Genomic DNA, 23,578 nt, shown 5'->3' with positions numbered 1-23,578 from the left:
GATTGTATCGCCCGAGGCTAGCGGGTTTTGACTGCCACAAACGGGGGTGCCACCACTTCGCATTCCAGCGCGCGGCCGCGGACGTCGACGGTCACCGTCTGCCCGTCGGCGATCCCGGCGGCGGTGTCGATCAGCGCGAGCGCGATGCCCACCTTCAACGTCGGCGAGAAGGTTCCCGACGTCGTGACACCGATCGGGTTGCCGTCGTTCAACACCGTGAGATCCGCCCGCAGCACCCCGCGCCCGAGCGCCTTGAGCCCGCGCAGGGTGCGCCGCGGTCCGGCCTGCTTCTCTGCCAGCAGCGCATCCCGGCCCCAGAAGGCGTCCTTCTTCCAGCCCACGGCCCAGCCGGCACGCGCCTGCACCGGCGAGATGTCCAGCGACAGTTCGTGCCCGTGCAGCGGGTAACCCATCTCGGTGCGCAAGGTGTCGCGTGCGCCCAGCCCGGCCGGTTCCCCGCCGGCGGCGCGCACCGCGTCCAGCAGGGCGTCCCACACCACGCCGGCGCGGTCCCACGCGGGCAGCAACTCGTAGCCGTGCTCGCCGGTGTAACCGGTACGGCACACCCTGGTGGGGACCCCGCTGTATTCGGCGTCCGCATAGCCCATGTAGTCGAACTCCGTGGGCAGGCCCAGCGCACCGAGCACCTCGGCCGATTTCGGCCCCTGCACCGCGAGCACCGCGTACGAGCGATGCTCATCGGTGATGGTCAGCCCGGCCGGGGCGTGGCGCTTCAGTTCGGCCACCACCGCGGCGGTATTGGCCGCGTTGGGCACCAGGAAGATCTCGTCCGGCGAGACGTAGTAGGCGATCAGATCGTCGATCACGCCGCCGGATTCGTTGCAGCACAACGTGTATTGCGCCTTACCGGGCCCTATCCGGGTCAGGTCGTTGGTCAACGCCGAATTGACGTACGCCGCCGCGCCCGGGCCGCGCACCAGCGCCTTGCCCAGATGACTGACATCGAACAGGCCCACCGCGGTCCTGGTCGCGTTGTGTTCGGCGACGGTGCCCGCATACGCCACCGGCATCAGCCACCCGCCGAACTCGGCGAAGCCGGCCCCGAGCGCTCGGTGGCGGTCCTCCAGGGGGCCATGCAGGACCGAGCCCGCCACGGTGCTCGATTCGGGGGCGGTCGACTCCTCGGCACTCACAATCCACCACCCTAAAGGGGATCGCGCTGGCAGACTTGCACCGTGGTCGATTTCGACGCGCTGGAAGCCGCGGGAATCGCCGATGCCCGCCAGCGCGCCCCGCTCATCGAGTATCTCGACCAGCTCGGCTTCACCGCCGCGGAGATGGTCGAGGCCGAGTCCCGCGGCCGGCTGTTCGGCTTGGCCGGCGATGTCCTGCAGTGGTCCGGGCCGATGCTGTACTGCCTGGCCGACGCGGCCGCCGAGATCGGGGTGCCGCTGGCAGATGTGGAGCGGGCCTGGGCGGCGCTGGGTCTGACCGTCACCGACTGTGCGACCAAATCCTTGAGCCGCGCGGATGTGGAGGCGCTGCGTACCTGGGCCGAGATGCGGCTGGTTGTCGGTGATGTCGCGGCGACGGGATTGCTGCGGGTGATCGGCGCCGGGATGGCGCGACTGGCCGAGGCCGAATCGTCGATGATGCGGGCCAGCTCCCCGGAGGTCCAGATCGAGGTCTCCCACGACGAGCTGGCCACCGCCCGCGCGTACCGGGCAGCGGTCGGGTATCTCCCCCGCATCGGCGCCACGATCGAGGCGGTGCACCGTCAGCATCTGATGAGCGCCCGCACCTACTTCGAACACGTCGTACGCGACGAATCACCGACTGTGGTGTGCGGCATCGGTTTTGCCGACCTGTCCGGATTCACCGCACTGACCCAGCTGCTCAGCGCCGCCGAACTCTCGGACCTGCTCAACGAGTTCGGCGCCACCGCGGCCGACGTGGTGCACGCGGCCGGCGGGCGAGTGGTGAAGTTCATCGGCGATGCCGTCATGTGGGTGAGCTCCACACCGCAGCAACTGGTGGCAGCGGCCGTCGCCCTGGTCGAGAATGTGAAGGCACGCGATGCGGGGCTACAGGTGCGGGCCGGGCTGGGCTACGGCGAGGTGCTAGCCATCAGCGGTGACTATTTCGGCAACCCCGTGAATCTGGCGGCCCGCTTGACCACCAACGCCGAACCGGGGCAGATCCTGTCGTCATCGGCGCTGCGTGATGCGCTGCCCGAACACGATTTCGCACCCGCGCGCTCCTTCACCCTGAAGGGGTTCGATGTCCCGGTCACGGCGTATCCACTGCAATCACTTATAGGGTGATCCCCGTGAGCAGCGCATCCGGATACCAGGCCCCGTCCGTCACCGTCAGTTCGTCCCTGCCCCGCCGCGGCGGCGGCGACGCGGTTCTCATCGTCGGCGTGGTGGCCGGCGACAACGGCGAGGGCAGGCCCCGCGTGCTCGGCGATCACCTCGACGCCGGCGCGGTGGCGGCCATCGAGTCCGGCCTCGCGGCACTGGGCGGCACCGGCGGTGAGGGCCAGCAGCACCGGCTGGTGATCGCGGATCTTCCGGTGGCCAGTGTGCTGACGGTCGGCCTCGGCGAGGAACGCGACGAATGGCCCGCCGACACCCTGCGCCGGCTGGCCGGCAGCGCCGCCCGCAGCCTGGACAAGGTCGGTTCCGTCGTCACCACCCTCACCGCACTCGATCTCGAGGCGGTCATCGAGGGACTCATCCTGGGTGCCTACCGGTTCACCGAGTTCCGCAGCGAGAAGACCGCCCCCAAGGACAAGGGCCTGACCAAGATCGTCGCGCTGGCCGGGGACAGCAAGGCGGCCACCAAGGCGCTGGCACAGCGGGCGGTGGATATCGCCACGGCCGTGGCCACCGCGCGGGATTTCGTCAACACCCCGCCGAGCCACCTCTACCCCGCCGAATTCGCCAAGCGGGCAAAGGCTCTGGGTGAGGCCGCCGGACTCACCGTCGAGATTCTGGACGACAAGGCACTCGTCAAGGGGGGCTACGGCGGCATCGTCGGTGTCGGCCAGGGTTCGTCACGCCTGCCGCGGCTGGTCCGCCTGACGCACAAGGGCGCCGGTCGCAAACCGAAGCGCGTCGCGCTGGTCGGTAAGGGCATCACCTTCGACACCGGCGGTATCTCGATCAAGCCGGCCGCCGGGATGCACCACATGACCTCCGATATGGGTGGCGCGGCCGCCGTCATCGCGACCGTCGTGCTGGCCGCCAAGCAGAATCTGCCGATCGACGTCATCGCCACCGTGCCGATCGCCGAGAACATGCCGTCCTCGACCGCGCAGCGCCCGGGCGACGTGCTGACCCAGTACGGCGGGATCACCGTCGAGGTGCTCAACACCGACGCCGAGGGCCGGCTGATCCTGGCCGACGCCATCGTGCGCGCCGGCGAGGACGATCCCGACTACCTGATCGAGACCTCGACCCTGACGGGCGCGCAGACCGTGGCGCTGGGCGCCCGGACCCCGGGCGTGATGGGCAGCGACGAGTTCCGCGACCGGGTGGCCCGGCTGTCCCAAGCAGTCGGCGAGAACGGGTGGGCCATGCCGCTGCCCGAGGAGCTCAAGGACGATCTCAAGTCGACGGTCGCCGACCTGGCCAATGTCAGCTCCTCGCGGTACGCCGGGATGCTGGTGGCCGGGACGTATCTGCGTGAGTTCGTGCCCGAGGGCGTCGAGTGGGCGCATATCGACATCGCGGCCCCGGCGTACAACACCGGCGGCCCATGGGGTTACACACCCAAGGGCGGTACCGGCGTGCCGACGCTGACCCTGTTCGCGGTGCTCGAAGACATCGCGCGCAACGGCTAGCGCAGCGCGTCACTCCTCCAGTTCGCTGCGCAGCGCGCGCTGACGTTCGATGCGCCGCCGGGCGTCGTAGTCGCGCATGCGCTGCGGGTAGCCCACCTTCTGCACGTCGTAGACCGGGATGTCGAGTTCGCGGCTCAGCCGCCGCGCGCCGGCATCACCGCCGGTGCGGCGCCTGGTCCACTCACCGTCGGCGGCCACCAGCACGACGGTGACCTCGGTGACCGTGGTCTTGGGCTCGACGAATGCCTCGACACCGTGATGGGTGGCGACCCACTGCCGCAGGTAATCCAGATCGGCGGCGCCACGAGCACCACCACCCGAGCCACGCCATCTATCGAACAGTCCCACCCGGCGTAACTCCTCTCTTTGTCACCTTCGATGGTGCCAGAACGGCAAGTACCGACGTCTGCGACGACCGAGCCGGGCGGACGTGACAGGATGGGTTCTGCACCGCATTCCAACCGCGACGACGACTGTTCGAGGAGTCAAAACCCATGGCCATCTCCGTCCAGATGCCCGCACTCGGTGAGAGCGTTACCGAAGGGACCGTCACGCGGTGGCTCAAGCAAGAAGGCGATACCGTCGAGGTCGACGAGCCGCTGCTTGAGGTGTCCACGGACAAGGTCGACACCGAGATCCCGGCACCGGTATCCGGAGTGCTGACCAAGATCATCGCCGCCGAGGACGATGTCGTGGAGGTCGGCGGCGATCTCGCACTGATCGGCGAGGCCGGCGAATCCGCTGAAGCCGCAGCAGAACCCGAGCCCAAGGCCCCCGAGTCGGCCGCAGCGGCGGCCCCCGAGCCGGAACCGCAGCCGGAGCCCGAGCCGGCCCCCGAACCGGAGCCTGCGGCCGAATCGGCCCCGGCACCCGCCGCGACCGGTGGCGGCGAATCCACGTCGGTGAAGATGCCCGAACTCGGCGAGAGCGTGACCGAAGGCACCGTCACCCGGTGGCTGAAGAAGGTCGGCGACGCCGTCGCCGTCGATGAGCCGCTGGTCGAGGTGTCCACCGACAAGGTCGACACCGAGATCCCGTCCCCGGTGGCCGGCGTGCTGGTGGCCATCACCGCCGAAGAGGACGATGTGGTCGCCGTCGGAGGCGAGCTCGCCAAGATCGGCGCCGAGGGTTCGGCGCCGGCCGCACCGGCCCCCGCGCCAACGCCGGAACCAAAGCCCGAACCCACACCCGAGCCGAAGCCCGAACCGAAGCCGGCCGCCGCCACCCCGCCGCCGGCACCCAAGCCGGAGCCGAAGCCCGAACCCACGCCTGCCCCCGCCGCGGCCGCGCCGTCCGGTGACGCCAGCCCCTACGTCACCCCGCTGGTGCGAAAGCTGGCCGCGGAGAACGGTGTCGACCTCGCCGCACTCACCGGGACCGGTGTCGGCGGCCGGATCCGTAAGCAGGATGTGCTCGCCGCCGCCGAGGCCAAGAAAGCACCGGCTCCCGCGGCACCGGCTCCGGCCGTCGCCAAGGCCCCCGAGCCCAAGGCGGCGGCTCCCGCTCCGGCGCTCGCCCATCTGCGCGGCACCACGCAGAAGGCCAACCGGATCCGGCAGATCACGGCGAAGAAGACCCGCGAGAGCCTGCAGACCACGGCCCAGCTGACGCAGACCCACGAGGTCGACCTGACCAAGATCGTGGCACTGCGGGCCAAGGCCAAGAAGAGCTTCGCCGAGCGCGAGGGTGTGAACCTCACCTTCCTGCCCTTCTTCGCCGTCGCCGTCGTCGATGCGCTCAAGGCGCATCCGAACGTCAACGCGAGCTACAACGAGGACAGCAAGGAGATCACCTACTTCGACGCCGAGCACCTCGGCTTCGCGGTCGACACCGATCAGGGTCTGCTCTCCCCCGTCGTGCACAACGCGGGCGACCTGTCGCTGGCCGGCCTGGCCCGGGCGATCGCCGATATCGCCGCGCGTGCCCGGTCGGGCAACCTCAAGCCCGACGAGCTGTCGGGTGGCACGTTCACCATCACCAACATCGGCAGCCAGGGCGCCCTGTTCGACACCCCGATCCTGGTGCCGCCGCAGGCGGCGATGCTGGGCACCGGGGCCATCGTGAAGCGCCCCCGCGTGGTGGTCGACGAGAACGGCAACGAGTCGATCGGTGTGCGGTCGGTCGCGTACCTGCCGCTGACCTACGACCACCGGCTGATCGACGGTGCCGACGCCGGCCGCTTCCTGACCACCATCAAGCGACGCCTTGAAGAAGGGGCGTTCGAGGCCGATCTGGGGCTCTAGTGCCACTGCAGGCACCCGGCGTGATCGCCATGGCCGGGTCATCGGGGCTGATCGGATCGGCGCTGACCACCGCGTTGCGCGCCGCCGATCACCGGGTCATCCGGATTGTGCGGCGCGCGCCGGGTAATGCGGACGAGCTGTTCTGGAATCCGGCCACCGGCGATTTCGACATCGACGCGCTGGCCGGTGTGGATGCCGTGGTCAATCTGTGCGGGGTCAGCGTCGGCGCGCAGCGCTGGTCGGGCTCGTTCAAGCAGAGCCTGCGCGACAGCCGCATCGGGCCCACCGAGGTGCTGGCCGGGGCGGTCGCCGATGCGCAGGTACCCGTGCTGCTCAACGCGAGTGCGGTCGGCTACTACGGCGACACCCGCAATCAGGTGGCCGACGAGAGCGCACCGCAGGGACGCGGTTTCCTGGCTCAGTTGTGCGCGGACTGGGAAGCGGCCGCCGAAACCGCTGTCGAGGGTGGAGCCCGGGTGGTCCTGGCTCGCACCGGTGTGGTGCTGTCCCCCTCCGGTGGCGCGCTGGCCCGGCTGCGTCCGTTGTTCGCCCTCGGCCTGGGCGCCCGGCTCGGTAACGGCCGCCAGTACTTTCCGTGGATCAGCCTGGAGGACCAGGTGCGGGCTCTGCTGTTCGCCATCGCCGACGACAACCTGGCCGGGCCGGTCAACTTCACCGGGCCGGCGCCGGTCACCAACGCCGAGTTCACCGGTGCACTCGGCCGGGCGCTCAACCGGCCGACCCCGATGATCGTGCCGGGATTCGCGTTGCGCGCGGTGCTCGGCGAGTTCGCCGACGAGGGCCTGCTGTACGGGCAGCGCGCGATCCCCGCCGCGCTGGAACGTGCGGGTTTCGCGTTCCACCACAACACCGTCGGTGAGGCCCTGACCTACGCCACCAGCGCCGCGCCCGCCGGGTAGCTTGGCTTCATGAGCTCCATCCGGGCGTCGACCGCACCCCTTGAGGTCCGGCTGCTGGGCACGGTCGACTACGCCGACGCCTGGGCGCTGCAGCGCGAGATCGCCGAGGCCCGGGTCGCCGGCGGACCCGACACCCTGCTGCTGCTGGAGCACCCGCCGGTCTACACCGCCGGCAAGCGGACCTTGCCGGAAGAACGACCGCTGGACGGCACCCCGGTGGTGGACACCGACCGTGGCGGCAAGATCACCTGGCACGGCCCCGGTCAGCTGGTCGGCTATCCCATCATCGGGCTGACGGAGCCGCTGGATGTGGTGAATTTCGTTCGGCGCCTTGAGGAAGCACTCATCACGGTGTGCGCAGGCCTCGGTGTCGACGCGGGCCGGGTCGAGGGCCGGTCGGGGGTGTGGGTGCCCGGTCAGCCTGCCCGCAAGGTCGGCGCGATCGGTATCCGGGTGGCCCGCGGGGTGACGCTGCACGGGTTCGCCCTGAACTGCGACTGCGACCTCGGCGCGTTCGGCGGCATCATCCCGTGCGGTATCGCCGATGCCGGCGTCACGTCGCTGACCGCCGAGCTGGGCCAGCCGGTCGCTGTGAAGGATGTCACCGAGGCCGTCGGCGACGCCGTCTCCGGCGCTTTGGATGGACAAATCCGCGTAGCATTGCCGTCGTGAGTATTGCCCCGGAAGGCCGCAAGCTGCTCCGCCTGGAGGTGCGCAACGCCGAGACGCCGATCGAGCGCAAGCCGCCGTGGATCAAGACCCGGCTGCGCACCGGTCCCGAGTACACCGAACTGAAGAGCCTCGTTCGCCGCGAGGGTTTGCACACGGTGTGCGAGGAGGCGGGCTGCCCCAATATCTACGAATGCTGGGAGGACCGCGAGGCCACCTTCCTGATCGGCGGCGAGCAGTGCACGCGGCGCTGCGACTTCTGCCAGATCGACACCGGCAAGCCCGCCGAACTCGACCGCGACGAACCGCGCCGGGTCGCCGAGAGCGTCCAGGCGATGGGTCTGCGGTACTCGACGGTGACGGGTGTGGCGCGTGACGACCTGCCCGACGGCGGCGCCTGGCTCTACGCCGAGACGGTCCGCCAGATCCACGCGCTCAACCCGAACACGGGCGTCGAACTGCTGGCACCGGATTTCAACGCGGTCCCCGAACAACTCGAAGAGGTCTTCGAGTCGCGCCCGGAGGTGTTCGCGCACAACGTCGAGACCGTGCCTCGCATCTTCAAGCGGATTCGCCCCGCGTTCCGCTACCAGCGCAGCCTCGATGTCATCACCGCCGCGCGTAACTTCGGGTTGGTCACCAAGAGCAATCTGATCCTCGGCATGGGTGAGACCACCGACGAGGTGCGCGCCGCGTTGGGCGATCTGCACGAGGCCGGGTGCGACATCGTGACCATCACCCAGTACCTGCGCCCCTCGCCGCGGCACCACCCGGTGGACCGCTGGGTGCACCCCGACGAATTCGTCGAGTTGTCGGCCTTCGCCGAGGGCCTGGGCTTCGCCGGTGTGCTCGCCGGACCACTGGTGCGATCGTCGTACCGGGCGGGCCGGTTGTACGAGCAGGCGGCGCGCGTGCGCCCGCCCGTTTCCTGAGCCGTATCCTCAGGGCTATGGCGAAATCACGTAACCCCGCCGCCGACAAGGCCGCAAAGGCCGAGGCCAAGGCTGCCCGTAAGGCTGCATCCAAGCAGCGCCGCAGTCAGCTCTGGCAGGCGTTCCAAATGCAGCGCAAAGAGGACAAGCGCCTGCTGCCGTACATGATCGGTGCCTTCGTGCTGATCGTCGCGGCTTCGGTGGCGCTGGGCCTGTTCGCCGGCGGGTTCACCGCCTACATGCTGATCCCGCTGGGCGTGGTGTTGGGAGCGCTCGTCGCCTTCATCATCTTCGGCCGGCGTGCCCAGAAGTCGGTCTACCGCAAGGCCGAGGGGCAGACCGGTGCCGCGGCCTGGGCGCTGGACAATATGCGCGGCAAGTGGCGCGTCACCCCCGGCGTGGCCGCGACCGGGCATTTCGACGCCGTGCACCGGGTGATCGGTCGCCCCGGCGTGATCTTCGTCGGTGAGGGTGCGCCCACCCGGGTGAAGCCACTGCTCGCGCAGGAGAAGAAGCGCACCGCCCGCCTCGTCGGTGAGGTCCCGATCTACGACATCGTGGTCGGCAATGGCGAGGGTGAGGTTCCGCTGTCGAAGCTGGAGCGGCATCTGATGAAGCTTCCGGCCAACATCACGGTCAAGCAGATGGACTCCCTGGAGTCCAAGCTGGTCGCGCTCGGCACCAAGGCCGGGCCGGCGGCGATGCCGAAGGGACCGCTGCCCAACGCGGGCAAGATGAAGGGCATCCAGCGCACCGTAAGGCGCCGCTGAACCGTTCCGCGTGGCGCGGCGCCTGAGTAATTGACCTGGTCAACAATATCCGGGTGTGTACTGCATGCGAGTGGGCTCCGCATTTCGCGTCCGTCGGCGCCCCCCGGACCGCCGCACCCGCCGCCCGCGATGCGGTGACCGGCGCCTCCGGGACTGACGCCGATTTCGTGTTCCACCACGGCCGGGTCTACACGGTCGCCGCCGAGCGTCCGTGGGCCGAGGCCGTCGCCGTGCGCGGTGAGGTCATCGTTCATGTCGGGGACGACGCGGCAGCCCTCGCGCTGGCGGGCCCCGACACGCGGGTGATCGACCTGGACGGCAAGCTGCTCATGCCGGGCTTCGTCGAGGGCCACATCCATCCGTTTCTCGGCGCCTTCCTGAGCAACGGCGTCGATCTGCAGGTGCCCACCGAGGACGACGCCCTGGCGGCCATCGCCGCCTACGCCGCCGCGCACCCGGACGGCCCGGTGCGCGGATTCGGTTGGCGGGTGGACATGTTCGGGCCCGACGGCCCGACCCGCCAGTCGCTGGACAGCGTGCTACCCGACCGGCCCGGCTTCTTCTTCGCCATCGACGCGCACAGCATGTGGGCCAACAGCAAGGCGCTGGAGGTCGCGGGCGTCGATCGCGACACCCCCGATCCGGTGCCGGGATTCAGCTACTACGCACGCGATGCCGACGGCGACCCGACCGGCTACGTGCTGGAGATCGACGCCGTGCTGGGCCTGGTCAACGCCAACGACCCGATCAGCGCCGAAGGCATGCGGCGCATGCTGGAGCAGTGGCTGCCCAAGGCCGCCCAGGCCGGGATCACCGCGGTGTTCGACGCCGGGGTGCCGCCCGTGGGCGGTGAGCAGGCCGATGTCATCGCGCTGTACGCCGATATCGAACGAGAGGGCAAGCTGCCGTTTCGCGTCGTGGCCTCCTACACCGTCAAATCCCCGCCGTTCGACGATGCCGTGACGAGGTTCACCGAGGCACGTGAGCGGGTGTGTACGGAGCTGGTCCAGGTCGGCATGGTGAAGATCGTCGGCGACGGCACCCAGGGCGGGTACACCGCATGGCTGCTGGAGCCCTACGCCGACAAGCCGGACTCGATCGGCGGGTCGCCGTTCACCGAGACGCAGTGGCACCGACTGGTCACCGAGATCGACGCGGCGGGTATCGATATGCACATTCACGCCTGCGGCGAGCGCACCGCACGGGTGGCACTGGATGCGCTCGAGGCGGCCATCGCCGCGAACCCGGCCCGCGACCGCCGACACACCATCGCGCACCTGGTCTACCTCGGCGGCGAGGACAGCGCGCGGTTCGGCGCCAGCGGTATCGGGGCGCAGTTTTCGGCCAACTGGTTCTCCGCGGATCCCGACACCGTGGTCAACATGGCCGCCCGCTACGGCGCACCGCGCAAGGACAACTTCTATCGGGTGCAGGACGTGCTGCGCACGGGTGGGCGGGTATCGCTGGGCACCGACTGGCCGGCAGCCGGATACTTCTCGACCTACAAGCCGCTCGACTCGATCCAGATCGGCGTCACGCGCCAGCTGATCGGCGAACCCGATGCCGAGATCCTGTCCCCCGCCGAGCAGCGACTGACGGTCGCGCAGGCCGTGCATGCCAACACGCTCGGCGCCGCCCACCAGATCCGGATGGCGGACCAGATCGGTTCGGTCGAGGTCGGTAAGCGGGCCGACCTGATCATCCTGGACCGCAACATCCTCGACGGCGACCCGCACGATATCCATCGAGCCAAGGTCACGGTCACGATGATGAACGGCCGGATCGTGCACGAGTCCGGAACGGACTAGCGCCGCACCACCGCGGTCGCCGTCCCGCGATCCTGCAGTCCCCGCAGATCGGTGTCGGTGAACAGCGGTGGCACCACCGTCGCGATGAGCAGTCCCCGCCCGATCGCCCGGCCCAGCCCCACCCGCGCGCGCAAATCTTCCCCGGGTCGCTGCGCTCCTGCCCACCGGCCGTCCACCGGCACCACCATCAGCCCCATCACGAATTGCCCTGGGCTGAAACCGAATAGCCGAACCGACACCACACCGAGCACGAACCACACGACCAGGACGGTCGTGGACAGCGCCGGAAGGGAAACCAGGCCCAACGCCATCGCAAGCGCCGCGAGGCCGTAGCCGATCAGCCAGTCGATCAGCAGTGCGGCGGTGCGCCGGCCGAACCGGGCGATCGATCCCGGACCGTGTTCGGGCATACCGAGCCGTCGCCCCGGATAGTCGCCGGATTCATAATCTGGCTGCGGGCCGGACAACCAGGACGCGATTTCGCGGGCCATGGGCCCAAGCATAGAGCGCGCCCGATGGCGTAACTTCGGCGCAACATATGGTTGACCGGGGTGCAACATCAACTCCCTAGCGTCACCGGCGGGTAACGAGTCAAAGGAGATTTATCAGTGCCAGAAAAGACATCGGACGACCTCTTCAAGCTGATCAAGGATGAGAACGTCGAGTACGTCGACATCCGGTTCTGCGATCTGCCTGGTGTCGTCCAGCACTTCTCGATCCCGGCTTCGGCCTTCGACGAGAGCGTTTTCGAGGACGGCTTGGCGTTCGACGGTTCGTCGGTGCGCGGTTTCCAGTCGATCCACGAATCCGACATGATGCTGCTGCCGGATCCCGACACCGCGCGTATCGACCCGTTCCGCGCCGCCAAGACGCTGAACCTCAACTTCTTCGTGCACGATCCCTTCACCCGCGAGGCCTACTCGCGCGACCCGCGTAACGTCGCCCGCAAGGCCGAGAACTACCTGGCCAGCACCGGTATCGCCGACACCGCTTACTTCGGCGCCGAGGCCGAGTTCTACATCTTCGACTCGATCTCCTTCGACTCCAAGATCAACGGCACCTTCTACGAGGTCGACTCCGAGTCGGGCTGGTGGAACACCGGTGAGCCCTTCGAGTCCGACGGCAGCCCGAACCTGGGCTACAAGGTCCGCCCCAAGGGTGGCTACTTCCCCGTCGCGCCGTACGACCACTACGTGGATCTGCGCGATGAGATGGCCACCAACCTGCAGAACGCCGGGTTCACCCTCGAGCGCGGTCACCACGAGGTGGGTACCGCCGGTCAGGCCGAGATCAACTACAAGTTCAACACGCTGCTGGCCGCGGCCGACGATGTGCTGCTGTTCAAGTACATCATCAAGAACACGGCATGGAAGAACGGCAAGACCGTCACCTTCATGCCCAAGCCGCTGTTCGGTGACAACGGCTCCGGAATGCACGCCCACCAGTCGCTGTGGAAAGACGGCAAGCCGCTGTTCCACGACGAGTCCGGTTACGCGGGCCTGTCCGATATCGCGCGCCACTACATCGGCGGCATCCTGCACCACGCCCCGTCGCTGCTGGCCTTCACCAACCCGACGACGAACTCGTACAAGCGTCTGGTGCCGGGCTACGAGGCCCCGATCAACCTGGTCTACAGCCAGCGCAACCGCTCGGCCTGCGTCCGTATCCCGATCACCGGCAACAACCCGAAGGCCAAGCGCCTCGAGTTCCGTTGCCCGGACAGCTCGGGCAACCCGTACCTGGCGTTCGCGGCGATGCTGATGGCCGGTATCGACGGCATCAAGAAGAAGATCGAGCCGCAGGCCCCGGTCGACAAGGACCTCTACGAGCTGCCGCCGGACGAGGCCGCCAACATCCCGCAGGCGCCCACCTCGCTGGCTGCGGTGATCGACAAGCTCGAGCAGGATCACGACTACCTCACCGAGGGTGGCGTGTTCACCGAGGACCTCATCGAGACCTACATCTCCTACAAGCGGGAGAACGAGATCCTGCCGGTGCAGATCCGTCCGCACCCGTACGAGTTCTCGCTGTACTACGACGTGTAAGTCAGCAGACACCAAGTCGGCCCGTCAGGCATCTGCCTGGCGGGCCGACTTGTCTTGTGCACCCCGGCACGCCATGCCGCGATCCCGTAGGCTCTGGCATCCGTGAGCCTCGACGAATTCTGTTCGTCCGATCAATGGAGCATGCTGACCTCGGCTTCCGAGCATTCCAAGCTCGCCGCGGCCCTGGGTGGCTTCCTCATCACCGCCATCGCCCTCTACCTCAAGGGCGAGGTACGCGAGAGCGTACACACACTCGCGTTGTTCTCCTCGGCGGTACTGATACTCGTTCTCAGTGCCTTCCTGTCCAGCCTGATCACCGGGACGGTGGTCCCCGCCGACGCCCAGCGGGACGGTATCTGCGCGATCGTCTGGGCACAGGGCGCGTTGGCCACCGCCATGCTGGCCGCGGGCACCGCCGCACTGTTCGGCGGCCTCGGCTGGATGCTGGCCGGGCACGCCATCTCCAAGATGCCCGCCGACGCGGACGAGGACGCCGCGGGCTACACCTTTCTGACCAAACTCGGTACCTGGCTGACGTTCGCCGCGACCATGACCACCACCCTGCTCCTCAGCGAAACCTCGATCGACTACGTGCATTTCGCGTTCGGCGGCACCCCGCCGGGGTGGCTGGTCGACGCCATCGGCGCCGCCGCTGCGGCCGTGGTGGTGACATCGTTGGTTTTCGTGGTGCGCCGCAGCCGGGCGCTGCGACTGGCCGAGGGCGCCGAACCGACCCGGCTGACGTTGGGCGCCCTCAAGGTCGCCACGGTGTGCCTGGTGGTGCTGGCGATCACGGCGTCCTGGCTCGCCCTCACCCTGGCGCGGTTTCCCAAGGACTGGCTGACCACGCCGGGTTCCCCGGTCATGTACGCCGTCCTGCTGCTCACGTTCGGGTTGCCCGCGGCGGTCGGGACGGCGATCTGCTACTCCGCGCCCAGCACCGACCAGCGTTAGGCGACATGTCACCTCGCTTCAGTACGGTCGAGGCCATGAACAACCTGAATGGTCGCTTGGAAGCACTGACGCCGACGGTGCTGAGCCTGGTCCGTGCCGTGTTCGGTTTCCTGTTCACACTGTTCGGCACGTCCATTCTCTTCGATTGGCCCATCGCAATGGCGGTCCCGGCCGGGACCTGGCCAGGCTGGTACGCCGGTCTCATCGAGTTCGTCGGCGGGCTGCTCATCATGACCGGGCTGTTCACCCGCATCGCGGCCTTCATCTGCTCCGGCGCAATGGCCGTCGCCTATTTCTGGTAGCACCAGCCGCTGGCACTCTGGCCGATCGTCGACCCCCAGTACGGCGGCAACGGCGGCCTGCCCTCGATCGCCTTCTGTTTCGTGTTCTTCCTGCTGGTGTTCACCGGCGGCGGGCGGTACTCGCTGGACACGTGGCGGAGTCGCACACCCCAGCCATAGAGATAAACGGACCGTGGTCCTATTATGGGTGCCATGTCATCGACCCAGATCGAAACCAAGCTCAACGGATTCGCACCCATCGTGCTGTCGGCGTTCCGGATCGTGTTCGGCCTGCTGCTCACCATCCACGGCACCTCGAAACTGTTCGCTTGGCCCATCGCGGCCGGTGCCGGTGGTGCCGTCCCCGTCGGGACCTGGCCGTTCTGGTACGCCGGTGTCCTCGAACTGGTGCTCGGCCTGCTGCTGATCGCCGGGCTGTTCACCCGCGCAGCCGCTTTCCTCGCCTCCGGCGAGATGGCATTCGCCTACTTCAGCCAGCACCAGCCGACAGGGCTGTGGCCCATCGAGAACGGTGGCGAGCTCGCCGTCCTCAACTGCTTCGGCTTCTTCCTGCTGGTGTTCCTCGGCGGCGGGTCGATCGCCGTGGACGCCATCCGCAAGCGCCGGAGCTGACCCTCAGCCGGCCTCGCGCGCCCAGGCCGGCATCACGAAGATGCCCTCGGCTTCGACGGTGACCCCTTCGGCATCCAAGATCCGGCCTCGCGCAAAGGCTTTGACGCCCTCGGTGCGATCGATCCACGCTTCGGCACGCAACGGGCCCAGCGGGGTGCCCCGCAGATATTTCAGCGTCAGGGTGCCGGTGAACCGCGGTTTGACCAGTCCCTCGCTGGCGACCTCGCCGAGGACGTGGTCGAGCACCAGCGCGCAGATGCCGCCGTGCACGCGATCGGGCGGGCCCTCGTAGGGGGCACCGAGGGTGAACTCGGTCCAGCAGCGCCCGTCCTCGGTGTGCTGGACGTCCAGGGGGGAGCGATCGCGTTGCGCAGTCCGATGGCCGGGTCCGCCCAGGCCACCGGGCGGCCGGTGACCGCGTGCCGCAGGGTGCGCGGCCCCTCGTACTGCCGGCTCTCCAGCGTGGCGGTGACCGCCTCAATCGCGGCCTGGGCGTCGCGGATCACCTGGTCATCGACGCCGGTCCGAATGCTGGCGTCGACGAGTTTGCGCACGGCGGTCGTCAGCGGGCCGTACAGCGCGTGTAACCGGTCGTGTTCGTCGGCGCTGATCTCGGCAAAAGGCTCCCTCATCAACTGGTTCTATCAGCCGGCCCGACCACAACGCCGATCGGCCCGACGCAGGGAGGCAAATCGCGGCCAAGCCGTGTCAGTCACTGCCACCTTGTGGTTTACTGCCAAAGTAATCTGACGGAGCTGTGAATATTTGCCATCAGCGGCAGCCGCGTCGAACGGAGGCGTTGGACGTGCGAAGCGAATCCCGTGCGGGTTACGCACATTATGTCGGGCGAGTCGGCGCACTCGCGGTCGCCCTGGGTATCGGAAGTGCGGTAGCCACAGCACCCGCGATCGCCTGGGCGGAACCCGAGGGTGCCGACAGCCAGACCTCGACTTCCACGGCTGAGGCGACCAGCACGGCGACGCAGGCCGACGCCACCGCCACCGCCACCGCCACTGCCGCTGCCACCGAACTCACCACCGCATCGACCACCACGACGAGCCCGACCACCAAGGTCGCCCCGAAGAAGTCCCGTAAGAACGACCGGAAGCACAGCGCCTCCCCGACAGCCAAGACATCATCGCCCAAGACCACCGCCGCGGCCGCCACCGCGCCGCAGGCGTCCAGCACCCCCGACACCCCCAGCACAGCGACGGCCACGACCGAGGTGCACGCGCTGCCCACCGCATCCGCGGTCACCACGACCACGCTGAGCACCGCCACCGCCACCATCGGTTCAGCCCGCGCCACGGCGGCCACCCCCGCAGTGGTGGTGGCCCGCGCCGGCGCCGCGATCAGCACCGCGCTCAACCAGTTCTTCGCCCGCATCCTCGGCGCCGTCCATTCGATCGTCTCTCCCCTGTCCTGGACCATGGCAGCCGCCGCGCGGCGCGAGATCGGTCAAACCGAAGACACCAGCATGAGCCTGGCGACGGCCACCGCCGTGGCCAACCAGCAGCCGGTCGTCGACGCACCGGTGCTCGGCAATCCCGATCCCACCACCGGCGCGGTGTCCGGGCAGATGGTCGCCACCGACCCTGAGGGCAAGACGCTGAGCTACGCCCTCGTCACCGGCCCCACCCTGGGCACCGTGACAGTCAGCAAGACCGGCAGCTTCACCTACACACCAACTGCGGCACAACGAGTTTCGGCGGCCGTCACATCGGAGCCAGATGCCGAGTTCACCGTCTCGGTGTCCGACGGCACCACCGCCAAGGTGCTGAGCACCGTAGCGGTTCCCATCGACCCGACACCGGTCCATCTGCTCAGCCCGGTGAGCACCGGCCAGGTCAGCGCCGTGGCCGCCACCAACACCCGCGCCTACCTGACCAACAGCGCCACCGGCACGGTCACCGTGGTCAACACCCTCGACGGCACCGTGGTCACCACCATCGCGGTGGGCGGCAACCCCGTCGGCATCGCGGTCAAACCCGACGGCAAGTTCGTCTACGTCGCCAACAGCAACTCCATCGCGGTCATCGACGCGGCGACCAACACCGTCAGCCGCACCATCACCCTCACCATCACCCCGACGAGCATGGTCATCGCGCCCAACGGCGGCACCCTGTACGTCGGCAACGCCACCGGCAAGATGGCGAAGGTCAGCACCTCGACCAACAAGATCACCGGGTGGGTGTCCGCGGTCGGCGTCACGTCGGTGATCGTCAGCCCGGACGGTAAACGGGTCTACGCCACCACCCCGTCCGGGATCGCCGCCTACACCGTCTCCACGGGCACCACGAAACTCGTTGCCGTAGCGGGCACTTCGCCCACCGCCCTCGCGGCAAGCAAGGACGGCAAGAAGCTCTACGTCCTCACCGACGGCAGCACCGTGAACGTGCTCGACACCGGCAAATTCGCCTCCCTCGGCACATTCGACACCACCTCGGCGGTACGGGCGGCGACGGCCAACAAGGACGGCTCGCTGCTGCTGGTCACCACCCAGAGCGGTGATCTGCAGGTGTACGACACCGCGACCAGCACACTGCTCACGACGCTGCACACCGGTGACACCGTGAACGGTATCGCCGCCAGCCCCGACGGTATGCAGCTCTACGCCGCGGGTGACACCGCCATGGGTGTGGTGTCGCTGGTCCCGGCCAATGTGACACCGGTGGTGAGCCTTCCCAGCAGCACGTCCAGCGTGCTCACCGGGGTGATCAGCGGAGCGACCGGGGTGACCGACGCCGACGGCGACCCGCTGGCGGTCACGGTGCTCACCGGGCCGACCAAGGGCACGGTGACCTTCGGCACCGACGGCACCTTCACCTACACCCCCACCGCCGCGGCCAGGCACAAGGCCGCCGCGGACACCGCGCTGACCGCCGACCTCACCGACACGTTCACCTTCACCGTCAGCGACGGTCGCCGCGGCGTCGTGCAGCAGACCATCACCGTCACGGTGGTCCCGGCGAACAAGACGCCGACGTTCAAAACGACCACCGGTAGCCCCAATTCGTCGACCGGTGTGGTCACCGGGTCGGTCAAGGGCACCGACGGTGATGCCGACAAGCTCTACTACGACGGCACCCTCTCGACGTTGACGGGCACCGTGGTCGTCGGCGCGGACGGCAAGTTCACCTACACCCCGACGGTCACCGCACGGCATGCCGCAGCCTCCGGCGGACCCACCACCGACACCTTCACCGTCACCGTCGACGACGGTCACGGTGGTGTCCTTTCCATACCGGTCACGGTCACCATCCGACCGAGCAACGCCGCGCCCACCGTGGCCACCGTCAGCGCCCTGACGACCAGTTCCACCACCGCACGGGTGACCGGGCAGATCAGCACCACCGATGCCGACAACGACACGCTGGCCTACACGGCCACCGGTGCCACCAAGGGCACGGTGGTGGTCAATGCCGACGGCTCGTTCAGCTACACCCCGAACGCGGCGGCCCGTGCCCTGGGCACGAGCACCGACACGTTCACCGTCACCATCAGTGACGGCCACGGCGGTACCCGCGCGGTCACCGTCAAGGTCAATGTCGTTGCCTCGGCTACGGGTAACGCCCTGCCGGTGAACGCGACCTACTCGACCGACGTGAACACCACGACCGGCGTCGTCACCGGCCAGATCGGCGCCACCGACGCAAGCACCCTCACCTATGCGCGAGAAACGGACGTGGCCGGTTCGCTCGGCAGCGTCACCGTCAACTCCGATGGCACCTACACCTACACCCCCAGCCAGGTGGCCCGCTACAACGCCTGGTTCACGCCGGGCGCCGACATCGCCACCTTCACCGTGTCCGCCTACGACGGCCAGGACGGCATCCCGATCGACGTCACCGTGCCCATCACGGCGTGGCACCCCGACAGCGACGGCACCCTCACCATGGCGGAGCTGAAGGCACTGTCCGGGGCCGAGGATGTCGATGTCACCCTGACCTCCAGCGGCAAGGTCCGCGCGATCTCCGGCACCTTCACCGTCAGCACGGTGTCCGGCGCCGCCGACGCGGCCGCCGTCCTGAACAAGGTCGCCGGACTGCTCGGGGCGCCAACCGGATTCGCCGATCAATCCCGGATCACGGTGTCCTCGGTCGACTACTCAGGCAGCGTCTTCTACCGGCTGAGCCAGACCGTGAACGGTGTGCCGGTGGTGGGCAGCGAGGTGGTGCTCTCCACCGACAGCGCCGGTCGGGTGACCGGGCTGGTGAGCAACTACGACCCCGCGATCAGCACCGTCAACACCACGCCCACAGCCGGTCTCGCCACCGCCGCCGCGGCCGAGGCGATCGCCAAGGCCGACGCTGTGAGCGACTTCGGCGGAAGTCCCAGCCAGGCCACCAAGGATGCGTTCGCGGCGACCTTGATCTTCGACACCGACCTGGTCATCTACGACCAGGATGTCAGCACGAACCTGAGCACCGGGGCCCGGTGGAATCCGGCTACCCTGGCGTGGCGGGTGACGGTCTCCTCGGACCCCGCCAGCCCCTACCCGTCGGTCGGCGCCACCTACTACATCTACGCCAACGGAGCCAAGGCCGGCACCATCTTCTCCGACTTCTCCAGTGCGCAACAGGCTTTGGCGCCCATCCGGTCGTCGGGAACCGACCTACAGGGCAAGACCCGCACCGTCAGCGCGGGCAACACCGGGACCGCGCTCGTCCTGAGTGACCCGACCCGCAACATCACCACCTACGTGACCACCTACGTCAGCACCGGCTGGGCCGGCCAGCCCAGCATCCCGGGCAGCACCGTCACCTACTCGTCGAGCTGGGGCACCTCGGCCGTCTCGGCGCAGTCCAACATGACGCGGGTGTACGACTACTACACCTCGGTCCTCGGCCGGGATTCCTACGACGACAACGGCGCCGCGGTCGTGCTCAGCATCGACTACAACCCCAGCGGCTCGTCGGCGGCCGGGTGGCGCAACGCCGCCTGGACCGGTCGCGAGCTGGTCTTCGGTGACGCCGGGAACACCCAGGCCGCTCTGGATCTGGTCGGCCACGAATACACCCATGCCGTCATCCAGTACGTCAACGGCCTGGCCTATCTCGGCGATTCCGGGGCACTCAACGAGGCGTACGCCGACATCATGGGCGCTCTGATCGAGAACAAGACCGGAAGCGGCAGATGGCTTTTCGCCGAGGACGCAGCGGGTAATCCGTACCGCAGCATGGAGGATCCCTCGGACTACAGCCAGCGGGAGAGCTACCCCCAGCGCTATATCGACCCGTGCGGCTGCACGGACAACAACACCGACGACTTCGACTATGTGCACAGCAACAGCGGGATCCTGTCCTTCGCCGCCTACAAGATGATGGACGCCACCAAGAACGAGGTGTCCGGCGAACAGTGGGCCCGGGTGTACTACGAATCGCTCTACAGCCTGCCGTCGACGGCGTCCTATATCGACGCCCGCTACGCCATCCTCAGCAGCGCCCGCGCCAACGGGTTCACGGCCAAGCAGATCGCCGCGATCAAGGCGGCCTTCGATGCCGTGGGAGTCACGACGTCGGCACTCTAGGCTCCGAACACCTTGCGCACCACGGCTTTCGCCCGCCTGGTCACGCGCAGGTAGTTGTCCAGGAACTCGCCGCCATCGCCGTTCGTCCACCCCGAGGCCAGGGCCACGGCGTTGAGCTGGCGGCCCGGTCCGGGCAGCTGATCGGTCGGCTTGCCCCGCACCAGCACCAGCGCGTTGCGGGCCCGGGTGGCCGTCAGCCACGCCTGGCGCAGTTGATCGATATCGCCCTCGGCGATCAGTTCGGCGGCCCCGATCGCGTCCAGCGTCTCCAGCGTCGAGGTGTTGTGCAGGGCCGGGATCTTGTCGGCGAACCGCATCTGCAGCAGCTGCACTGTCCACTCCACATCGGCGAGCCCGCCCCGGCCCAGTTTGGTGTGGGTGTTCGGATCGGCCCCGCGCGGTAACCGCTCGGCATCGATGCGGGCCTTGATACGCCGGATCTCCTGCACGGTCTCCGGTGAGATACCGCCCTCGGGGTAGCGGGTCTTGTCGATCATCCGGAGGAAGCGCTCCCCCAGATCCGGGTCACCGGCCACCTTGTTCGCGCGCAACAGGGCCTGCGTCTCCCACGGTTGCGCCCACTGCGTGTAGTACGCCTCGTACGACGCAAGGGTGCGCACCAGTGAGCCGTTGCGGCCCTCGGGGCGCAGTCCGGCGTCCACCTCCAGCGGCGGATCCGAGCTCGGTGTGCCCAGCAGCGTGCGCACCTGCTCGGCCACCCCGACCGACCAGCGCACGGCCGCCGACTCATCGGCGCCCGCAGCGCCTTCGACGGGCTCACACACGAACATCACGTCCGCGTCGGACCCGTAGCCCAGTTCGCTGCCGCCGAGCCGGCCCATCCCGATCACCGCGATCCGCGCCGGGGCGCCGCCCGCCGGCGTCCGGTCCCTGATCACCACGTCCAGCGCCGCCTGCAGCACCGCCACCCAGATCGAGGTGAGGGCACGGCACACCTCGGTGACCTCCAGCATGCCGAGCAGGTCCGCCGAGGCGATCCGGGCGAGCTCTCGGCGCCGCAGGGTGCGGGCCGCGGCGATGGCGCGGGCCGGATCGGCGTGCCGCGCAGCCGAAGCCACCAGGGCACGCCCCACCGCATCCGGATCGACCTCGAGCAGTTTGGGCCCCTGAGGTCCGTCGGCGTAGAGCTGGATGACCTCAGGTGCCCGCATCAACAGATCCGGCACATAGGCCGACGTCCCCAGCACGCGCATCAGCCGTTTGGCCACCGCGCCCTCGTCGCGCAGGGTGGACAGATACCACCGCAGGTCGCCGAGTTCCTCGCTGATGCGCCGATAGGACAGCAACCCCGCGTCCGGGTCCGGGGTGTCCGACAGCCAGTCCAGCAGGGTCGGCAGCAGGACCTTCTGCACCTGCCCACGCCGGCCGCTCTCGCTGGTCAGCGCCGCCAGGTGGGTCAGCGCGCTCTGCGGCCCCTCGTAGCCGAGCGCGGCCAACTGCCGTTCGGCCGCCTCGGTGCTCATCGCATGGAAGCCTTGTCTGCCCACCGATTCCAGCAGCGGTTGGTAGAACAGCTTGGCGTGCAGGCGCGATACCCGCATGCTCTGGCGCTTGAGTTCCTCCCGCAGCACACCGACGGCGTCGTGCCGGCCGTCCGGGCGCACATGGGCGGCGCGCGCGAGCCAGCGCATCGCCTCCTCGTCACCGTCCTCGGGCAGCATGTGGGTGCGCTTGAGCCGCTGCAGTTGCAGCCGGTGTTCGAGCAACCGCAGGAACTCGTACGAGGCGGTCATGTTGGCGGCATCGTCGCGGCCGACGTAGCCCCCGGCCCCCAGTGCGGCCAACGCGTCGACGGTCGACGCCACGTGCAGCGAGTCGTCGTTGCGGCCGTGCACCAGTTGCAGCAGCTGCACCGCGAATTCGACATCCCGCAGCCCGCCGGTGCCGAGTTTGAGTTCACGAGAACGCACCCCGGCGGGCACCAGCTCCTCCACCCGGCGCCGCATCGCCTGCACGTCGGCGACGAAATCTTCACGCTCGCAAGCGGTCCAGACCATCGGCATCAGGGCGGCGATGTACTGTGCCCCCAGTTCGGCATCGCCGACGGCGGCCCGGGCCTTCAGCAGCGCCTGGAATTCCCACGTTTTCGCCCAGCGCTCGTAATAGGCGATATGCGACTCCAGGGTGCGCACCAGCTGGCCGCGCTTACCCTCGGGACGCAGGGCGGCGTCCACCTCGAAGAAGGTGTCGCTGGCGAAGCGCATCATCTCCCCGGCCACCCGGGTGGTGAGGGTGTCGGCGTTCTCGGCGACGAAGATGACGTCCACATCGCTGACGTAATTCAATTCGCGTGCACCGCATTTGCCCATCGCGATGACCGCGATCCGCGGGGCCGGGGTATCCGCGGCGCACACCGATGCGGTGGCCACCGCCAGCGCGGCGGCCAGAGCGGCGTCGGCCAGATCGGACAGGTGCGCACCGACGGTACCGAATTCCACGACCGGTTCGTTCTCCACCGTCGGGGCCAGATCCAGGGCGGCAAGCACCAGCAGCCGGTCCCGGTACAGACTGCGCAACGAAGCTTGTACCGATCGGGTGTCCGTGGTGCTCTGCGCGACCGCGACGAACTCCTTGCGCAGCTGCGCGGCGTCGGGCAGGGTCACCCGGCCGGCCAGCAGGTGCCAGGACTGGGGCCGCGCCACCAGATGGTCGCCGAGTGCCGCCGATCCGCCGAGCACCGCGAACAACCGACCGCGCAGCGCCTTGTCCTTGAGCAGCGCCCGGTTGAGTTCATCCCAGCCGTCGCCCAGTTCATCGGCCAACCGCACCATGGTCCGCAGCGCGGTATCGGCGTCGGGGGCGCGCGACAGTGACCACAGCAATTCGACGTACTCGTCGGTGTTCCAGCCGAGCCGGTCCAGCCCGGCGCGTGCGGGTGCTTCTACCAGCCCGAGCCGGCCCACGCTGGGCAGCTTGGGGCGCGATGTGGCGGGTTTGGGCACGCCCAAACGTTACCTGGGGCGA

General features: G+C 68.6%; 16 protein-coding genes and 2 pseudogenes. 13 read left to right on the top strand and 5 right to left on the bottom strand.

What is annotated here, in order from left to right:
• Positions 1–17 precede the first annotated feature (17 nt).
• Complete coding sequence (gcvT, locus tag QN239_RS13990) at positions 18–1,154, bottom strand: glycine cleavage system aminomethyltransferase GcvT (protein ID WP_499011154.1); 1,137 nt, start codon at positions 1,152–1,154, stop codon at positions 18–20.
• A gap of 42 nt (positions 1,155–1,196) precedes the next feature.
• On the opposite strand from gcvT, the gene QN239_RS13985 reads away from it, so the two are divergent.
• The gene (locus QN239_RS13985; RefSeq protein WP_090353764.1) at positions 1,197–2,285 is read left to right on the top strand and encodes an adenylate/guanylate cyclase domain-containing protein; all 1,089 of its coding nucleotides are present in this window, start codon (positions 1,197–1,199) and stop codon (positions 2,283–2,285) included.
• A gap of 5 nt (positions 2,286–2,290) precedes the next feature.
• Positions 2,291–3,808, top strand: a complete 1,518-nt coding sequence (locus QN239_RS13980; protein ID WP_170847074.1) for a leucyl aminopeptidase — start codon at positions 2,291–2,293, stop codon at positions 3,806–3,808.
• Between the two features lie 9 nt (positions 3,809–3,817).
• On the opposite strand, the gene QN239_RS13975 is transcribed toward QN239_RS13980, so the two are convergent.
• Positions 3,818–4,156 carry an oxidoreductase gene (locus tag QN239_RS13975; protein WP_090353763.1) on the bottom strand — a complete coding sequence of 113 codons (339 nt, stop codon included), beginning with the start codon at positions 4,154–4,156 and terminating at the stop codon, positions 3,818–3,820.
• Between the two features lie 146 nt (positions 4,157–4,302).
• On the opposite strand from QN239_RS13975, the gene sucB reads away from it, so the two are divergent.
• The 6 genes from sucB to QN239_RS13945 are packed head-to-tail and all read left to right on the top strand — an operon-like array spanning position 4,303 to position 11,150.
• On the top strand, positions 4,303–6,051 hold the full coding sequence (sucB, locus tag QN239_RS13970) for a 2-oxoglutarate dehydrogenase, E2 component, dihydrolipoamide succinyltransferase (RefSeq protein ID WP_499011152.1): 1,749 nt from the start codon (positions 4,303–4,305) through the stop codon (positions 6,049–6,051).
• Positions 6,052–6,080: 29 nt separating this feature from the next.
• Positions 6,081–6,971 (top strand): TIGR01777 family oxidoreductase, encoded by an 891-nt coding sequence (locus QN239_RS13965; protein ID WP_499016761.1) that lies wholly within the window; start codon positions 6,081–6,083, stop codon positions 6,969–6,971.
• A gap of 9 nt (positions 6,972–6,980) precedes the next feature.
• Positions 6,981–7,643 (top strand): lipoyl(octanoyl) transferase LipB, encoded by a 663-nt coding sequence (gene lipB / locus QN239_RS13960; RefSeq protein WP_499011151.1) that lies wholly within the window; start codon positions 6,981–6,983, stop codon positions 7,641–7,643.
• Positions 7,640–8,572, top strand: a complete 933-nt coding sequence (gene lipA, locus QN239_RS13955; RefSeq protein ID WP_499011149.1) for a lipoyl synthase — start codon at positions 7,640–7,642, stop codon at positions 8,570–8,572. Before lipB ends, lipA begins: the two co-directional genes overlap by 4 nt.
• 17 nt (positions 8,573–8,589) lie before the next feature.
• Entirely contained in the window at positions 8,590–9,342 is a 753-nt protein-coding gene (locus QN239_RS13950; protein ID WP_499011147.1) for a DUF4191 domain-containing protein, read from the top strand.
• 53 nt (positions 9,343–9,395) lie between these two features.
• The gene (locus QN239_RS13945; protein ID WP_499011146.1) at positions 9,396–11,150 is read left to right on the top strand and encodes an amidohydrolase; all 1,755 of its coding nucleotides are present in this window, start codon (positions 9,396–9,398) and stop codon (positions 11,148–11,150) included.
• Here QN239_RS13945 and QN239_RS13940 read toward each other — a convergent pair.
• Positions 11,147–11,641: an RDD family protein gene (locus tag QN239_RS13940; protein WP_499011144.1), complete on the bottom strand. Its 495-nt coding sequence runs from the start codon at positions 11,639–11,641 to the stop codon at positions 11,147–11,149. The genes QN239_RS13945 and QN239_RS13940 overlap by 4 nt on opposite strands.
• Positions 11,642–11,758: 117 nt before the next feature.
• Between QN239_RS13940 and glnA the strand changes: the two genes are divergently transcribed.
• The 4 genes and pseudogenes from glnA (at position 11,759) to QN239_RS13920 (ending at position 15,063) form a co-directional block, all read left to right on the top strand.
• Positions 11,759–13,195 carry a type I glutamate--ammonia ligase gene (gene glnA / locus QN239_RS13935; RefSeq protein ID WP_090353750.1) on the top strand — a complete coding sequence of 479 codons (1,437 nt, stop codon included), beginning with the start codon at positions 11,759–11,761 and terminating at the stop codon, positions 13,193–13,195.
• Between the two features lie 102 nt (positions 13,196–13,297).
• Positions 13,298–14,149 (top strand): hypothetical protein, encoded by an 852-nt coding sequence (locus QN239_RS13930; protein ID WP_499011137.1) that lies wholly within the window; start codon positions 13,298–13,300, stop codon positions 14,147–14,149.
• A gap of 35 nt (positions 14,150–14,184) precedes the next feature.
• Positions 14,185–14,610: pseudogene (locus QN239_RS13925) on the top strand (DoxX family protein).
• Positions 14,611–14,634: 24 nt separating this feature from the next.
• Positions 14,635–15,063 (top strand): DoxX family protein, encoded by a 429-nt coding sequence (locus QN239_RS13920; protein ID WP_499011135.1) that lies wholly within the window; start codon positions 14,635–14,637, stop codon positions 15,061–15,063.
• A 3-nt stretch (positions 15,064–15,066) separates the two neighbouring features.
• Here the strand turns inward: QN239_RS13920 and QN239_RS13915 are convergent.
• A pseudogene (locus QN239_RS13915) lies at positions 15,067–15,695 on the bottom strand (PaaI family thioesterase).
• A gap of 173 nt (positions 15,696–15,868) precedes the next feature.
• Here QN239_RS13915 and QN239_RS13910 point away from each other — a divergent pair.
• The gene (locus QN239_RS13910; RefSeq protein WP_499011132.1) at positions 15,869–20,593 is read left to right on the top strand and encodes a cadherin-like domain-containing protein; all 4,725 of its coding nucleotides are present in this window, start codon (positions 15,869–15,871) and stop codon (positions 20,591–20,593) included.
• Here QN239_RS13910 and QN239_RS13905 read toward each other — a convergent pair.
• A complete protein-coding gene (locus tag QN239_RS13905; protein ID WP_499011130.1) occupies positions 20,590–23,556 on the bottom strand; it encodes a bifunctional [glutamine synthetase] adenylyltransferase/[glutamine synthetase]-adenylyl-L-tyrosine phosphorylase in 2,967 nt (988 codons plus the stop codon). The genes QN239_RS13910 and QN239_RS13905 overlap by 4 nt on opposite strands.
• Positions 23,557–23,578 lie beyond the last annotated feature (22 nt).

The organism is Mycolicibacterium sp. Y3 (assembly GCF_051188035.1).
GTDB classification, from domain to species: domain Bacteria; phylum Actinomycetota; class Actinomycetes; order Mycobacteriales; family Mycobacteriaceae; genus Mycobacterium; species Mycobacterium fluoranthenivorans.
The sequence above is the reverse complement of the archived record's forward strand: the minus strand, read 5'-3'. Positions and strand labels throughout refer to the sequence as shown.

Excerpts from the sequence above, each read along its gene's own strand:
- QN239_RS13950 (WP_499011147.1), top strand. The coding sequence starts at position 8,590 with ATGGCGAAATCACGTAACCCCGCCGCCGACAAGGCCGCAAAGGCCGAG.
- QN239_RS13965 (WP_499016761.1), top strand. The coding sequence starts at position 6,081 with ATGGCCGGGTCATCGGGGCTGATCGGATCGGCGCTGACCACCGCGTTG.
- QN239_RS13920 (WP_499011135.1), top strand. The coding sequence starts at position 14,635 with ATGGGTGCCATGTCATCGACCCAGATCGAAACCAAGCTCAACGGATTC.
- sucB (WP_499011152.1), top strand. The coding sequence starts at position 4,303 with ATGGCCATCTCCGTCCAGATGCCCGCACTCGGTGAGAGCGTTACCGAA.
- QN239_RS13940 (WP_499011144.1), bottom strand. The coding sequence starts at position 11,641 with ATGGCCCGCGAAATCGCGTCCTGGTTGTCCGGCCCGCAGCCAGATTAT.
- lipB (WP_499011151.1), top strand. The coding sequence starts at position 6,981 with ATGAGCTCCATCCGGGCGTCGACCGCACCCCTTGAGGTCCGGCTGCTG.